Below are 14,557 nucleotides of genomic sequence, written 5' to 3'. Positions count from 1 at the left end.
TGTTGTTTAATACGATTCTTTGCTTAAGGTCCAATCAAAGCTAGAATAAGTAATTTCTGTTTGGTTCGTTATTTGTTTACCTTCTAAATATTTATTTATAAAAGAACTTAAGTTTTCAAAATGTGAAGCATGCCATTTAAATAATGGAGAAAGTATCGCTTCATTGGTAGTTTTTGAAAAATAGTTTTTACTCGGATCGTTTATAAAGTTCTTTACTGCAAATTCTAACTGGGTGTCTATTGTTTCTGCAGCGTAAGGCTCTCTACTTAATATTGGAGCGGATATAGAAGTGTTATTTAATGCAAAATACATTCTAGGGTCTCCAATTTCTTCGATTATGATGTTTTCAACATCGTCTAAAGAAACTTTTTGCCCATTAACATTAATGAATTCGACGTTGAAAGGAGCTTGGATGTATTTTATAGATTTAAACGGGTAGTAGTCCGATACTAATTTGAGCATATTAAAATTATACACGTTAATCCAATAAGCTTTAGTTTCTGGTTTAGACCAAGTTGTGTTAGGTGTTAACTTAGATAATCCTAGAACAATCTCGCTTAGAGATTCCTTATTTCTTACTAATTTTTCATAATTAATAAACCCTTCATTCGACACATGTTTCTTTAGAAAATCCTTTAGCTCAGAATTATCAATGGATTGTGAATGTCCCAAGCAGCAGAAAAGTATGATTAGTAGGCTTGTTAATTTTCGTTTTAAGTTCATAGTTAATAATTTGGTTTTTTCAGTGTTAATTTTTTAACAAACAAGTAGGTTCTTTAGTATTTAATATGAGTTCTATTAAAAAAGCAGGAACAAAAATATATATTCTATGCATGCATAACTATTTGAAAATAATTTATGCGAAAGATTTAATTTTGAGAGGGAAAAATTATGATGTTGGAAGGAATCACCGATTAAATTTACTAGGGTCTTAATATTATGTCGCTTTTGTACCCAAAAAACCAGTTTTTAAGAAGTAGATGCAGTAGGTTTTGTCTTACGTAATTATGCGCTTTGTCGAATAAAAGCCGTTTTTAAACGTTTAATATTATGTTAATTTATAAATTCAATTCGATAGAATAGTAGTTGCTGTGCAGCTGTTCTAATGATGAAACAAAAAAAGCGCCCTAAAGATGTTACATCTTTAGGGCGCTTTTTTGAAGTTTTAAACCGTTAATTATATAAATTTTTCATCACTTGTTGTAGATGATGTTGTTGGTAATTCGCCACTCGATTTTTTTTCAAGCCCTGCGGAATCTACTCCAAAGAATTCAAGTATTTCTGAACGGTTTACTATTTGTTTTACGTCTTTGCCTACGATGGCAATTGGTTTTTGCAATAGTTCTGTGTTTTTGTTTAGAATTTTAAGCCAGTCTTCGGTGTCAAAATCTTCTGTGTTACCATAATCGGCGCCTTCAATAGAAAACAACTTGTTTATTGGTACATTTAATTGGTCTGAAATCTCCACCCAAATAGTATCGCCAAGTTTTTCTTTGTTGATGTCTATGGTTTCTACTTTTTTATCAATGCCTTGAATGTATCCAAGCACTTGTTTTCCAAGGTGTGATTTAGAACTGTATATATAGGTGAGTTGTTTTTTATCTCTTGCTAAAATTGACATATTTTTCATGGTTTAAAACTTTAATTTTTTGAGTGTATGTTTCAGGTTTAAAAAAAAACTGTTTAAAAAGTAGTAAATTCATCAGTATAAATTTATTTCAGAATTTCATCACATGGATAACTGGTCGTTGTGAAAACCCGAAACACGTTCAGGAGCGAAAAATGATGTACTTTTAAACAGCTTCTTAAGGGGTGTTGTTATTTGCTACCACGTGCTGGGTAGTCATTTTCAGTAACAAAATCGAGGGCTTTTAAAATGTCTTCCATTTGAGGTCTTGCAAACGGCATGGTTTGAATAGAGCTCGCATAAAGTGAAAAATCAGGGCGAATTATGAATATTCCAGGCTCAGAGAATTGCTCTGGTTCTTTGTCTGAAATCGCTTCAGAAACATATAACCCCCATTTTCTAGCTTCTTCTATCGACAAATTATAAGCTATAGGTAATTTAGAAATCTCCCATTTTTCAGCTGAAAGATTTGCGCGTTTTTCGGTATCACAGCTAATAGATATGATATCAACGCCACGATCCTTAAACTTAGGGAGAATTTCCTCTATTTCTTGTAATTGTTTTTTACACACAGGGCAATGTAAGCCTCTGTAGAATACTAAAATAGTAAAGGCTTCACTTTTTTGAGATTTAAGATCCCAAGTAGATCCATCGGTTAAAGGTAAACTTAATGCGGGTACTTCTGTATTTGGTAATATCATTTTTCTTTTTCTTTAAATGTTGTATAAATGAAGAGACTTTCTAAAACAAAACATGAAATTGGGTCATATTGAGCTTGTTTTTAGAACTTCATTCTAATGATAACTTAGTAGGATGAGCACCAGAAACAAGGTCATGTTGACGTAAGTTTTACTATAGTAGATCGTCTCGAGTTATTAGTGAAATAAACTAATTTTATTTTTTGTTTTGCTGATCCTTTATGGTTTTCTTATCAATGTCAAAAGTGTTGTTTTTAACATCTGTATTGCCATTAGGATTTGTTGGGTGTTTTTGTTCAATTTTTGATTTAAATTTCTTTTTATCTTTAATATCTCCCATTTTTTTATGTTTTACACTGTTAATAGGTTTCTAAGACATCGCTTTGATGTGAGTACAAGGTATAAAATAGTCTCCCTTAGGATTAACGCTTATAAAAAGAATGTTGACTCATTTGTTGTAGTCTTAATGTGTTGTAAATTAATACTGTAAGGGTTAACTAATTTAGTTTTAGAGTTAAAGTAAGTTAAGTTTGGTGCTTATATTTAGATACGTTTGAATAAAAAATAGAACGAAAATATTGAGTATGAATTAAAACTTAAAAATTATGGTACGTAGCTATGAAAGTTGTATTGAAGCATGTCAAAAATGCTTAATAGATTGTCAAAAATGCCTTTCTGAAATGATGGGTAAAGACAGTAATAATGATTGCCCAACCTGTTGTATGCTCTGTATAGAAGCCTGTTTGGTTTGTATAAAATTTATGATAGCAGACAGTGTTTTCGCTAAAAAGTATTGCAGATTATGTGCAGAAATTTGTGAATGGTGTGCAGAACAATGTCAGCAACATGAAGATGAACATTGCCAAGTTTGCGCAGAATCTTGTGTAAAATGTGCTCAAGAATGTCGTGTGCATATGGTTTAATTGTATTTATTATGATTAGCTTTATTGCATCTATTTCTTTTAAAATGTAAATTGTAAAAATGTTGAACACTTTTAAGTTTTTTTCGAAAGCGCTATTTGTCGGTTTACCGAGGAGTTTTCAGAGTATAATTTTAAAATTCTCAATCATTTTTATATGTTTACTTCCAAACCAATCTATGTCACAAAATATTAAACACGTTATTCCAAACAGTATCGCTAAAGAGGTTAGTAAGGCCTTGTCCTATTATCCAGAGCTTAGTGATGTATCTATAGAATTTCGATTCAAGTCAAATATTAAAAAATCAACCATGCAGGCACAGCCATTATTTGGTAGCTTTTTTAAGAGCAGAAAAAATCGTTCTTATGTAATACGCATTAGTGAAAAAATAAAAATTGCCGATCGAATTTTTAAAACTGAGGATGTTCCTGAAGATGTTATGGTTGGCTGGATAGGTCATGAGCTAGGTCATGTTATGGATTATCAGCGAATGAGTAATTCAGAACTTATGTGGTTTGGTGTGAATTATCTATTGTCTGATAGTCATATTATAGAGGCTGAAAGAGCAGCAGATACTTTTGCAGTTTCTCACGGCATGGCTGAATATATTTTAGCGACTAAAAACTTTATATTAAACCATGCCGATATTGAAAATACTTATAAGTTAAGAATTAAAAAGTATTACCTCTCTCCAGAAGAAATCATGGAAATGGTTGAAAAAGCAAACGAAAAGGAAACTGAGGATAAGGCCAGTTAGTTTTCCTTTACAAAGGTTTCCCATGCTTCAAACTTCTCTTCGTTCATAACGCGTTCCATTTTAACTTGGCCACCTTTCTTTTTATTTGCCCCACTCCATTCATGAAAAATTGATGGATCGATTACGGTAACTTTAACGCCTTTTAAGGCTTTCGATCGTGCTACTTTGTAGTTTTTATTGGCATCAGCTAGAAAGTTGTCTAGCAAGTCTGCGATTTTCTTGGCATCCGCGTTTTTGATATCAGATCCTAAGTACCAACTGTGGTAAAACTCGTCGTCAAATCGTTTTGCTGCCAGGGTGTATTCTGGAATTTTTACATCTAGTTTTTCTTCTAAATATTGAACGGCATCATCCATTTTATTTACAGAAAGCTGCGATCCTACAGTGTTTAAGAAAAACTTTGTGCGTCCTGTAATTTTGATTTCGGCACGTTCGAGATCAGTAAAAGCAATGGTGTCGCCAATTAAATAGCGCCAAGCACCACTTACGGTAGACATGATAAGAACGTAGTCTTGATCCAACTTAACATCTGCCAAAGTTAAACAAGGCGCACTTTCTTTAATTGAACCATCTTGATTGATGTAATCTGGATTGAAGGGTACAAATTCGAAATAGATGCCATTATCTACAATAAGTTTCATGGATTTCGTTTCCGGGCGCTCTTGATAGGCTATAAAACCTTCAGAAGCTAAATAGGTGTCAATAATGGTTATTGGTTTTTCCAGTAACGCATTAAAACTCTTTTCATACGGACCGAAAGCTACACCTCCAGAAGTGTACACTTGTAGGTTTGGCCAAATGTCGTGTATGGTTTTAGCGTCATGATATTTTATAACTTCAGCAAGCATCAATTCTAACCAAGAAGGGATTCCGCTTAAAGCGCCAATGTCCCAACTTTTAGCTTTTTCGGCAATGTGTTTAACGCGCTCATCCCAATCGTCAATTTTTGCAATTTTTTCTCCCGGTTTGTAGTAACCTCTAAACCAATCTGGAATCTGACTCGCGCTAATACCGCTAATTTCACCTTCTAAATGGTCTTTATTTTGGTTTAAATCGGTAGAGCTTCCTAGCATCATGATTTCCTTTTCAAAAAAATCGGCAGGTAAATCAAAGTTGCTCAATGCGAAAACTTGTTTTATGCCTGCTTGTTGAATGGCTTCTACCATGGCGTTAGTTACTGGAATGCGCTTGCTTGTTTTTCCAGTGGTTCCAGAGCTTAGAGCAAAATAATCTGGTTTTCCTGGCCAAGTGATATCTGTTTCTCCGTCTAACAGTTTATGCCACCATTCGCCACTCATCTTGTCATAATCATGATACGGAATGCTTTGGGTAAAAGCTTCAGCTGGGTTTTCACTGTCTAAAATATTTTGAAAATTATAGTGTTTACCAAATGCGGTATCTTTAGCTTTTTCGAGAAGTTCCTTTAAAACTTTTTGTTGTTCTTCAACAGGGTTTGTTTCAAAAGTAATGGCGCCTTTTATGTTAATTACGCCTTTTATAATATTACCAATTATAGCCATGGATTGTTGTTTTCGTTAATGTAAGTTGCGTATTAATCGTTATTTAATGTAAACTGTTTTTTTGTTTGTGAACGCTAATAAACCTTCCTTGGAAAGCTCACGACCATAACCAGAGTTTTTCGTGCCACCAAAAGGCAATCGCGGATCAGACTTCACCATTTCGTTGATGAAAAATGCACCATCTTCAATGTGAATGATGTGTTGTTTGGCGTCTTCAATATCTTCTGTGAATATCATAGTGCCTAAACCGAAAGCCGTGTCACTAGTTAGTTTATAGGCTTCTTCTTTGTTAGATACTTTTATAATTGCTGCTACAGGACCAAAAGTTTCCTCTGTAAATACAGCTATTTCTGGAGTGACTTCTGTAATAATAGTAGGTTGGTAATAAGCATGATTACGTGTATTACCATAATGAATGTGAGCACCTTGTTCAACCGAGCGATTTACTTGTTCTTCTAAAATATCTGCCAAATCGGGTCTGGCTAAAGTGCCTATTTCAGTATCCTCCATAAGTGGATCACCTGATTTTAGAGCAGCTACTTTTTTAGTGAATTTCTCTAAGAAGCTGTCGTAAATTCCAGCTTCAACAATAAAACGTTTGGCTGCAATACAACTTTGTCCGGTATTTGACATACGTGCTTTTACCATGGTTGGTAAATGTGTGTCTAAATCGGCATCATTAAGCACGATACAGGCATTGTTACCGCCCAGTTCTAAAACCAGTTTTTTTAATTGAGAGCCTGCAATTTCTGCTATTTTCCTACCAGCTTTTTCACTACCAGTAAGGGAAATTGCTTTAACGATGTCGTTTTTTATAATGCTTTCTATAGCATCGTGATCGGCTAGAATTGTTGCGAAGCAACCCATAGGGTAACCAGCATCTTCAAAGACATCTTGAAGCGCCAAGGCACAACCTGTAACATTTGATGCATGTTTTAAAACTACGGTGTTTCCAGCTGTTAATGTTGGAATGGCAAATCTTAAAACCTGCCAAAACGGATAGTTCCATGGCATGATACCTAGTATAACACCTAATGGGTCGTATGATATAAAACTTTCTTGAGCATCGGTTTCAATAAGGGCATCGGCTAGTAAATCGGATGAGGTTTTAGCATAGAAATCACATAAATACATGCATTTATCAATTTCAGCTAAGCTTTCATTAATAGGTTTGCCCATTTCAGAAGAAATCAATTTAGCGTATTTTTCTCTGTTATCCCACAAGTTATCGGCAACTTTTTTTACTAAACTTGTCTTTTTAGAAAGTCCTTTTGTTTTCCAGATTTGAAATGTTTTATCGGCGTGTAATAATGTTTCCGAAATTTCTTCATCGGTAAAATAAGTATAGGACTCTATAACTTTGTTGGTATATGGGTTTGTTGTAGTAATGTCTTTCTTCATAGTAAATTCATGGTCAAAAAAAATATTTATAAAGATAGCTATTTGCACTAGTACTGTTTAATGCGATTACTAAAAACATGAGCGTTTTTAAGTTTTTTCATAACAGCTAATAATCTAATGCATTGAGTCAATGAAACGTGTAGTGTGTGGTTAACTTTGTGACAACAAAATATAAGTTTAACCTTTAAATAAAATAACATTATGAGTATGAATAATAATGAAAGTACAGCATTAGGAATTATAGCAGGAACATTAGTAGGTGCTGCTGTAGGTGTGTTGTTTGCTCCATATAAAGGAAGTAAGACTAGACAAATTATTGCAGATGAAGCTGTTTTAGCGAAAAATAAATTAGAGTCTGAAATGGCTACGGCAAAAGATATTATCGCGCAAACGACTATCGATTTAAAAGATAGAGTGATCGCTAGTACAGCATCTAAAAAGCAAACTATTGAAGAGCAGTTAGATGATATTGTTCTGGATGCAACTCATAAGGCAGATGATGTGATTAGTACTTTAGAAAAGAAACTAACAGAATTAAAAGCTAAAAACAAGAAGTTGCAAAAAACATCGTAATATATGGGATTGATAGACGCTATAAATGAAACAAACACAAAGGCGGTAAATGTTAGTGAACGCTATATTGATTCGTCTTATAAATTCTACCGATTAAAGTTTTTTAAGCATTTTTCAATATCTGTTAGTTTACTCTTTAAGACAATAATTGTTGGGAGTTTGGTGCTTATGTGTGCGATGCTTAGTGCTGTGGCACTGGCCTTGTATATTGGAGAATTAACAGGAAATTATCCTTTAGGCTTTTTATTAGTAGGTGTTGGTTTTATGGTGTTATCAATTATAGCTTACCTTTTTAGGGGCACAATAAATAATATGGTTATTAAGAAATTGTCTAACTTTTTTTTCGATTAGTATGAAGATGTACAAGAATATGAAAGATGTAGAGCGCGAGCTAAAAATATTAAATTTAGAACGCCAAATCGCATGGGAAGAAATTAAAGGTTTGAAGGATGATTATGCAGAAGATCTTAAGCCAGCCCACTGGATACAAACAGGACTAAATTTCGCAGGTAAGTATGGCGTTTTTATGCTGTTAAAGAAAATTATAAAGTAGTGACTAACTTGAGAAAAGGCTTCAACATATGGAGCCTTTTTTATCTAACATCTAAATACCCACAAAAGAATGACAACAATATTTGAAGCTTTAAGAAAAGATCACGATACTCAACGAAATTTATTAGAACGTTTAGTAGCTACTTCTGGAGATACCGAATCGAGAGATACTATTTTTAAGCAATTAAAACATGAGCTTGATATGCATGCTAATGCAGAGGAACGTCACTTTTATAAACCATTAATTACTAGTGATATGATGCAGGAAAAAGCAAGACACGGTATCGCAGAACATCATGAGATTGATGAATTAATTGAAGCGCTAGAAAAAACAGATTATACGTCTTCTGCCTGGTTAAAAACGGCAAAAGACTTAAAACATAAAGTAGAACACCACCTAGAAGATGAAGAGCATGCCTTTTTTCAGTTGGCAGGTAAGGTGTTTACAGAAAAACAAAAAGTAGATTTAGCTAAAGATTATCAGGCTTACATGGCTGAAAATGTTTAATGATTTACATAAAAAGCAATGCAGTTAAGTATTTAATGTATTGAGAACATAAACTGGATATACGAATTATATCTTTGACTTGGTTGGTTAGTTAAAAAGACCTTGGCTTATTCTTTAAAGCTGGGGTCTTTTTTTATGCGTATTTGTAATCTGTTGGTTTTGTGTTTTTTGAATGAGTTAACATGGTTGCTTTATGGGGTAATGAAGTCTAGTATAAGATGGCATATTTGTATAAGAAGGATTGAAAGTCAGTTCTTTTAAAAAATAATAATCATAAAACTAAAAATATTATGTTACGTTGGACCATCACTTTTATTGTTATAGCATTAATTGCAGCCGTTTTAGGCTTTGGAGGCATTGCAGGCGCGTCTGCAGGAATAGCAAAAATTTTATTCTTTGTCTTTTTAGTGCTATTTGTATTATCACTTCTTAAAGGCTTAGTGAAAAAATAGTCTTTAATCTTACTATAAATATATAACTCAAAAAGCTTTGCAGGGTATGCAAAGCTTTTTTTATGTCTTTGCCTGAATAGCTTTTCGGAAATAATTTTTAAGTTTAAGTAGATTACTTTAATGCAACTGTTTATGGTGAAATAGGTTTTGTGTTTAGTTTTTAAAGGTTAATATTTTGATCTTCTTTAGTTAAGGAAAGACATGATGTGTCGTATTCTTAATGCGTTATTTGATCTAATTTTGTTTAGGTAAAATGATGAAATCATGAAATTTTTAGTGGGTAGTTTAGTAGGTGTCGAAGATTCTGTTAAATTTTTAATGTGGTTTTTTATAGTATTAATGGTTGTGTTTCTGCTCTTTTTGGTCACATTAAGAACCGGGAAAAAGTACAGTAAGCGACATGTGGCTGTAAAGAAGACGCATACCGTGATTTATTCAACATTAATAATCGGCGTAGCGCTTATTTCTGGAGTTTTTGCTTTAGAATTAAATAGCCAGTCGGAGGTTTTTATTGATGGAAATAGCTTAGATGAAGTTACAGGTATAAAGAGTATAGAGGAGATTGAGGCTATTGAAAGTTTAGAGCATGTAGCACATGATAATTCGCATTATCTTTTCGGAATTGATGTTTCTCATTATCAAGGTGAAATTAAATGGCATAAAGTGAAGGCTTCAGAGCATCCAATTGAATTTGTTTTTATTAGATCAACCATGGGAGTAGATGGAAAAGATACGCACTATCATACTAATTGGGTAGATGCAAAAGCACACGAATATATAAGAGGTGCTTACCATTATTATCGTCCGAATGAGAACTCAACCGAACAGTTTGAGAACTTCGCTTCGACAGTAACTCTTGTAAAAGGTGATTTTCCTCCAATCTTAGATATTGAGGAGCCAAGTAGATTTGGTGACAAGAAATTAAGAGAAGGTGTTTTAAACTGGTTAAAATTGGCAGAAGCTAAATATGGAATCAAACCTGTGGTTTATACCGGGAAACATTTTTATGATACACGTTTAAAAGGCTATCTAGAAGGTTACCCATTATGGATTGCAGCATATTCAGGAAAAAGTAGAGTGAGTGATGTGGAGTGGACGTTTCATCAATTCTCCGAGGAAGTTAATGTTGCGGGTATCGATACAGCTGTAGATGGTAATAGTTTTAATTTAACTATAGAAGACTTAAAACGTATGTGTATCGGGGAGGATCACCATTCCAAAAATTATTGGAAAAATTATAGATAGTAATAAGTATAAAAATAAAAAACCCTGAAAATTAATTTTCAGGGTTTTTACTTGTGTGGTACCTCCAGGAATCGAACCAGGGACACAAGGATTTTCAGTCCTTTGCTCTACCAACTGAGCTAAGGTACCTCGCTAAAGCGGTTGCAAATATATATCCTATTTTAGATTCTGCCAAATCTAATGGCTAAAAAAATGAAATATTTTTATTTTTTTTTCAAAAACAAAGCTAACTAATTTAATGTTAATTAAATACGGTAATGCTTTGTTATTGCTTCTTCTTTTGTAAATTTATCCTTTTTTTAAAAATAGATGAATTTAATCATTGATGTAGGAAATTCTTTTGTGAAATTAGCTGTTTTTAGCGCAGATAAGCTTCAGGAAAGAAGAATTGTAGAGTTGAAAAAACTTTTAGAGGCTATATCGCTTTTAAAAACAGATTTTCCATTATTAAAAAATGTCATTATTTCTTCTGTAGGGCATTTAAATATTGATCAAGTTGAAAATATTAAAAAAGAGTTCAATTTATTAGTTTTAGATATTGATACAAAATTACCTTTTATTAATGGTTATTCGACACCAGAAACGTTGGGTGTCGATAGAATAGGTTTAGTTTGTGCTTCGGTAAAACAGTTTTCGGGCAAAAATGTTTTAATCATTGATGCTGGTACTTGTATTACTTACGATTTTGTCACGCAGGAAAATAAGTATTTGGGAGGTGCGATTTCACCTGGATTAGCTATGCGTTACAAATCATTGAATAATTTAACGGCGAAATTACCGTTGTTAGAATTATCTGTTCCAAAAAACATTATAGGAAACTCTACAGCTAATTCCATACACTCCGGGGTTGTTAACGGGGTTATAAATGAAGTAGATGGAATAATTACACAGTATAAAACTAAATTTTCAGATTTAACAGTTATTTTAACAGGAGGCGATGCTAAATTCTTGTCTAAACAATTAAAAAGTAGCATATTTGCCAATTCTAATTTTTTATTAGAAGGATTAAACTATATTTTACAACTTAACTCAAACGAATGATAAAAAAACTTGTATTAGTTTTTATTGTAATTTTTGCAATTAAAGGTCATAGCCAGCAATCCACAGCATCACCATATTCTTATTATGGTATTGGAAGTTTAAACTTCAAAGGTACTGTTGAAAATAGGAGCATGGGTGGTTTGAGTATATATAATGATAGTATCCACGTTAATTTACGCAATCCTGCATCGTATGGTGGTAATAATTTAGCATCTTGGGGCGGCGAGAGTAGGCCAGTTATTTATACTGTGGGTGGTGGCTACCAAAATGCCAATTTGAAAAGTGAAAATAGCCAGGCAAACACTTCAGCTACGACATTTAATTATTTAGCCATGTCATTTCCTATAGGTAAATTAGGTATTGGTTTTGGTATTATGCCTTATACTTCTGTTGGTTATAAATTAGATAATTTAAATGGAGAAGGCGTCATAGGTAATAGGTTTAGTGGAGAAGGAGGTTTGAACAAGGTGTTTTTAGGAGCTGGTTATCAGATTATAAAAGAACTGTCTATTGGAGTTGATCTTCAATATAATTTTGGAAATATTCAAAGTAGTATTATAGAGTTTCAATACGATGGAGATATCCCTGTACAGTATCAAACGCGCGAAAATAACAGATCTAACTTAAGTGGTTTTAGCACAACTATTGGAGCTTCTTTTAAGAAGATGATCACCGAAAGATTAGAAGTAGTTTCTGGTTTAACCTATACAGCACAGAGTAATTTAAACTCTGATAACGAACGTAGTTATTCTACTATAACAATTAATTCTAGTACTAACGTGGAATCTGTTTTTAATACGGTTGATTCCGATTTAGAAGCAACAGGGTTAAAAGAAACAGAATTAACTTTGCCATTTAAAATAACTTATGGTCTTGGAATAGGTCAGCCAAGAAGTTGGTTTCTTGGAGCTGAATACATGATTCAAAACACAAGTGATTTTTCAAACCCTTTATATAGAAGCTCTGGAACGGTATATGAAAACAGTTCAAGATTATCTGTAGGAGGATTTTTTATTCCTCAATATAATTCATTTTCAAGCTACTATAAACGTATTGTTTATAGAGCAGGTGTAAGGTTTGAGGAAACAGGGTTAAACATTAACAATCAGTCCATAGATGAGTTTGGCATATCTTTTGGAGTAGGACTACCTGTAGGAGAATCTAGATTGTTATCTAATGCGAATTTAGGATTTGAATTTGGTCAGCGCGGAACCACTGAAAGTAATTTGATACAAGAGAATTTTATAAATTTCCAAATAAGTCTATCTTTGAACGATAGATGGTTTCAGAAAAGAAAATATGATTAAACTGAATTAATTAACTATGAAAACAAAAATCACATTATTATTACTATTGTTTATTGGAGTAAATTTTGGTTTTGCACAGCAAGATGAAGAGTGCATTTCAAAACTTTCAATATTTCATGAGTATGCAAAGTCTAAAAATTATGATGCTGCTTATGAGCCTTGGATGGCTGTAAGAAAAAAATGCCCAAAATACAGTAATGCTATCTATGCAGATGGGGAAAAAATCTTAAATCATAAGATTGATAACAGTACTGGGGCAGAACAGGTGGCGTTTATTAACGACCTTGTGAAACTTTGGGACGAAAGAGCTTTAAATTTTGGATCTAAAACACCAAAAGGTGAATATGCAGCGAAATCTTGTCAGTTAATGTACGACAATAGAGCCGCTTTAAAGAAAACGGATGAAGAATTATATAAATGTTTTGACGATGCTTACAACTTAGACAAAGAAACGTTTTCAAATCCGAAAAGTTTATACACTTATTTCTCTTTAATGGTTGATTTATATGATGCTGGAAAAAAACCAGCAGCAGATTTATTTAACAAATACGATGATATTGCTGAGAAAGTAGAAGACGAGGTTGAGAATTACTCTGAAGACTTAAATAAAATTATTGAAAAAGAAGAAGCTGGAACTGCTTTAACTAAAAAGGAAGCTAAATACAAGAAGTATTACGAGAGCTATTTAAAAGCTTACGATCAAATTGCTTCTGGTATAGATCAAAAATTAGGGGATAGAGCAAATTGTGAAAACTTAATTCCTTTATACACTAAAGATTTTGAAGCGAATAAAACTAATGCTGTATGGTTACAAAGAGCAGCAGGGAAAATGTCTGAGAAAGAATGTACATCAGATCCTTTATTCTTTAAGTTAGTTAATGCTTACCATGATATAAGTCCTTCAGCAAATTCAGCATATTACTTAGGGATCTTAAAAGACAAAGAAGGTAAAACGAATGAAGCTATTAAATTTTATGAGCAAGCGATTAGCTTAGAAAAAGATAGCTTTAAAAAGTCTAAACTTTACTATAGAGTAGCTACAAAGTTTAAGGCTAAGCATAGTTATTCTAAGGCAAGAGATTATTACAGAAAAGCACTAAACCTTAACCCGTCAAACGGAAGACCTCATATCGCTATCGCAGCCATGTATGCCGCAAGTGCAAACAACTGTGGAGAAAGCAATTTTGATAAAAGAGCCGTGTACTGGCTAGCTGCCGATGAAGCTAAAAAAGCAGCTCGTGTAGACCCAACTATGAACAGTGCAGCATCGAAATCTGCAGCAAGTTATGAACATAAAGCGCCTCAAAAAGCTGAAATCTTTAGTTCAGGAAGAGCAGGTCAAACTATTAGCATTGGTTGTTGGATTGGATCTTCTGTTAAGGTGCCAAATATTTAATGAAAAAAAGTATTACAAATAAATTTTATAACATAGTCACGGTCTTTACTGTGGCTATGTTTTTTTCTTGTAATGACAATTTCGATCAAGTACAGAAGATAGGGATTTCAGAAAATGAACCCTTCACTGTAGATTATAACCTCAATTTAAAATATACCGATTCTGGGCGAATAACAGCTAATTTAATTAGTACCAAAGCGTTAGATTATTCAAACAGGGATTTTCCTTACAGGGAATTTGTAGACGGTGTAGAATTGGATATTTTCGATGATAATAATAAAAAAAGTATTGTCTTAGCAGATTATGCTATTATTTATACCGAAACTGGTCTCATCGATATGCAAAACAATGTGGTAATAACAACGCATGATAATCGAGTTTTAAAAACCAATCAGTTGTTTTACGATCAAAAAAATGAATGGCTTTATACCAATGAAGCGGTTTCATTTAAATCTGAGCAAGACCTTATTAATGGTCATGGCTTTGATTCAAATACAAAATTCACGAACGCCGAAGTTCTAGAAGTTACTGGAATTATTACTCTAGAAGAATAATTCTA

At 33.1% G+C, this 14,557-nt stretch carries 17 protein-coding genes and 1 tRNA gene; 11 read left to right on the top strand and 7 right to left on the bottom strand.

The window, feature by feature from the left end; genetic code table 11:
- Window positions 1–6 precede the first annotated feature (6 nt).
- The 4 genes from Q4566_RS09240 to Q4566_RS09225 form a co-directional block, all read right to left on the bottom strand.
- Window positions 7–723, bottom strand: coding sequence for a DUF547 domain-containing protein (locus Q4566_RS09240; RefSeq protein ID WP_303420398.1), 717 nt, complete (start codon window positions 721–723; stop codon window positions 7–9).
- Window positions 724–1,177: 454 nt separating this feature from the next.
- The gene (locus Q4566_RS09235) at window positions 1,178–1,630 is read right to left on the bottom strand and encodes an arsenate reductase family protein (RefSeq protein WP_303420396.1); all 453 of its coding nucleotides are present in this window, start codon (window positions 1,628–1,630) and stop codon (window positions 1,178–1,180) included.
- Between the two features lie 188 nt (window positions 1,631–1,818).
- Window positions 1,819–2,328: a peroxiredoxin-like family protein gene (locus tag Q4566_RS09230; protein ID WP_216066181.1), complete on the bottom strand. Its 510-nt coding sequence runs from the start codon at window positions 2,326–2,328 to the stop codon at window positions 1,819–1,821.
- 193 nt (window positions 2,329–2,521) lie between these two features.
- Complete coding sequence (locus Q4566_RS09225; RefSeq protein WP_303420392.1) at window positions 2,522–2,665, bottom strand: hypothetical protein; 144 nt, start codon at window positions 2,663–2,665, stop codon at window positions 2,522–2,524.
- Between the two features lie 759 nt (window positions 2,666–3,424).
- Here Q4566_RS09225 and Q4566_RS09215 point away from each other — a divergent pair.
- Window positions 3,425–4,003, top strand: a complete 579-nt coding sequence (locus Q4566_RS09215) for a hypothetical protein (RefSeq protein ID WP_303420388.1) — start codon at window positions 3,425–3,427, stop codon at window positions 4,001–4,003.
- Here Q4566_RS09215 and Q4566_RS09210 read toward each other — a convergent pair.
- Window positions 4,000–5,523, bottom strand: a complete 1,524-nt coding sequence (locus Q4566_RS09210; RefSeq protein WP_303420386.1) for a GH3 auxin-responsive promoter family protein — start codon at window positions 5,521–5,523, stop codon at window positions 4,000–4,002. The two genes, Q4566_RS09215 and Q4566_RS09210, sit on opposite strands and share 4 nt — an antisense overlap.
- A gap of 39 nt (window positions 5,524–5,562) precedes the next feature.
- On the bottom strand, window positions 5,563–6,924 hold the full coding sequence (locus Q4566_RS09205) for an NAD-dependent succinate-semialdehyde dehydrogenase (RefSeq protein ID WP_303420384.1): 1,362 nt from the start codon (window positions 6,922–6,924) through the stop codon (window positions 5,563–5,565).
- Window positions 6,925–7,125: 201 nt separating this feature from the next.
- Between Q4566_RS09205 and Q4566_RS09200 the strand changes: the two genes are divergently transcribed.
- The 6 genes from Q4566_RS09200 to Q4566_RS09175 all read left to right on the top strand — a co-directional run bounded on the left by Q4566_RS09200 (window position 7,126) and on the right by Q4566_RS09175 (window position 10,254).
- Window positions 7,126–7,497, top strand: a complete 372-nt coding sequence (locus Q4566_RS09200) for a YtxH domain-containing protein (RefSeq protein WP_368506588.1) — start codon at window positions 7,126–7,128, stop codon at window positions 7,495–7,497.
- A gap of 3 nt (window positions 7,498–7,500) precedes the next feature.
- Window positions 7,501–7,848 carry a hypothetical protein gene (locus tag Q4566_RS09195; protein WP_303420382.1) on the top strand — a complete coding sequence of 116 codons (348 nt, stop codon included), beginning with the start codon at window positions 7,501–7,503 and terminating at the stop codon, window positions 7,846–7,848.
- Between the two features lies 1 nt (window position 7,849).
- Window positions 7,850–8,050 (top strand): hypothetical protein, encoded by a 201-nt coding sequence (locus Q4566_RS09190; RefSeq protein ID WP_303420381.1) that lies wholly within the window; start codon window positions 7,850–7,852, stop codon window positions 8,048–8,050.
- A 69-nt stretch (window positions 8,051–8,119) separates the two neighbouring features.
- Window positions 8,120–8,557 (top strand): hemerythrin domain-containing protein, encoded by a 438-nt coding sequence (locus Q4566_RS09185; RefSeq protein ID WP_303420379.1) that lies wholly within the window; start codon window positions 8,120–8,122, stop codon window positions 8,555–8,557.
- 290 nt (window positions 8,558–8,847) lie between these two features.
- Window positions 8,848–9,009 carry a DUF1328 domain-containing protein gene (locus tag Q4566_RS09180; RefSeq protein ID WP_303420377.1) on the top strand — a complete coding sequence of 54 codons (162 nt, stop codon included), beginning with the start codon at window positions 8,848–8,850 and terminating at the stop codon, window positions 9,007–9,009.
- Between the two features lie 264 nt (window positions 9,010–9,273).
- Complete coding sequence (locus Q4566_RS09175; protein ID WP_303420375.1) at window positions 9,274–10,254, top strand: glycoside hydrolase family 25 protein; 981 nt, start codon at window positions 9,274–9,276, stop codon at window positions 10,252–10,254.
- Between the two features lie 56 nt (window positions 10,255–10,310).
- Here Q4566_RS09175 and Q4566_RS09170 read toward each other — a convergent pair.
- A tRNA-Phe gene (locus Q4566_RS09170) sits at window positions 10,311–10,383 on the bottom strand.
- Between the two features lie 180 nt (window positions 10,384–10,563).
- Between Q4566_RS09170 and Q4566_RS09165 the strand changes: the two genes are divergently transcribed.
- Genes Q4566_RS09165 through lptC form a run of 4 tightly spaced genes read left to right on the top strand, consistent with a single transcriptional unit; the run spans window position 10,564 to window position 14,552 of the window.
- Window positions 10,564–11,295, top strand: coding sequence for a type III pantothenate kinase (locus tag Q4566_RS09165; RefSeq protein ID WP_303420373.1), 732 nt, complete (start codon window positions 10,564–10,566; stop codon window positions 11,293–11,295).
- The gene (locus tag Q4566_RS09160; RefSeq protein ID WP_303420369.1) at window positions 11,292–12,602 is read left to right on the top strand and encodes a hypothetical protein; all 1,311 of its coding nucleotides are present in this window, start codon (window positions 11,292–11,294) and stop codon (window positions 12,600–12,602) included. The genes Q4566_RS09165 and Q4566_RS09160 overlap by 4 nt, the downstream gene beginning before the upstream one ends.
- Before the next feature lie 16 nt (window positions 12,603–12,618).
- Window positions 12,619–13,998, top strand: a complete 1,380-nt coding sequence (locus tag Q4566_RS09155; protein WP_303420367.1) for a hypothetical protein — start codon at window positions 12,619–12,621, stop codon at window positions 13,996–13,998.
- Window positions 13,998–14,552, top strand: coding sequence for an LPS export ABC transporter periplasmic protein LptC (gene lptC, locus Q4566_RS09150; RefSeq protein WP_303420365.1), 555 nt, complete (start codon window positions 13,998–14,000; stop codon window positions 14,550–14,552). Before Q4566_RS09155 ends, lptC begins: the two co-directional genes overlap by 1 nt.
- The last annotated feature ends 5 nt before the right edge of the window (window positions 14,553–14,557 follow it).

Source organism: Tamlana sp. 2_MG-2023 (assembly GCF_030548465.1).
GTDB lineage: Bacteria > Bacteroidota > Bacteroidia > Flavobacteriales > Flavobacteriaceae > Pseudotamlana.
The sequence above is the reverse complement of the archived record's forward strand: the minus strand, read 5'-3'. Positions and strand labels throughout refer to the sequence as shown.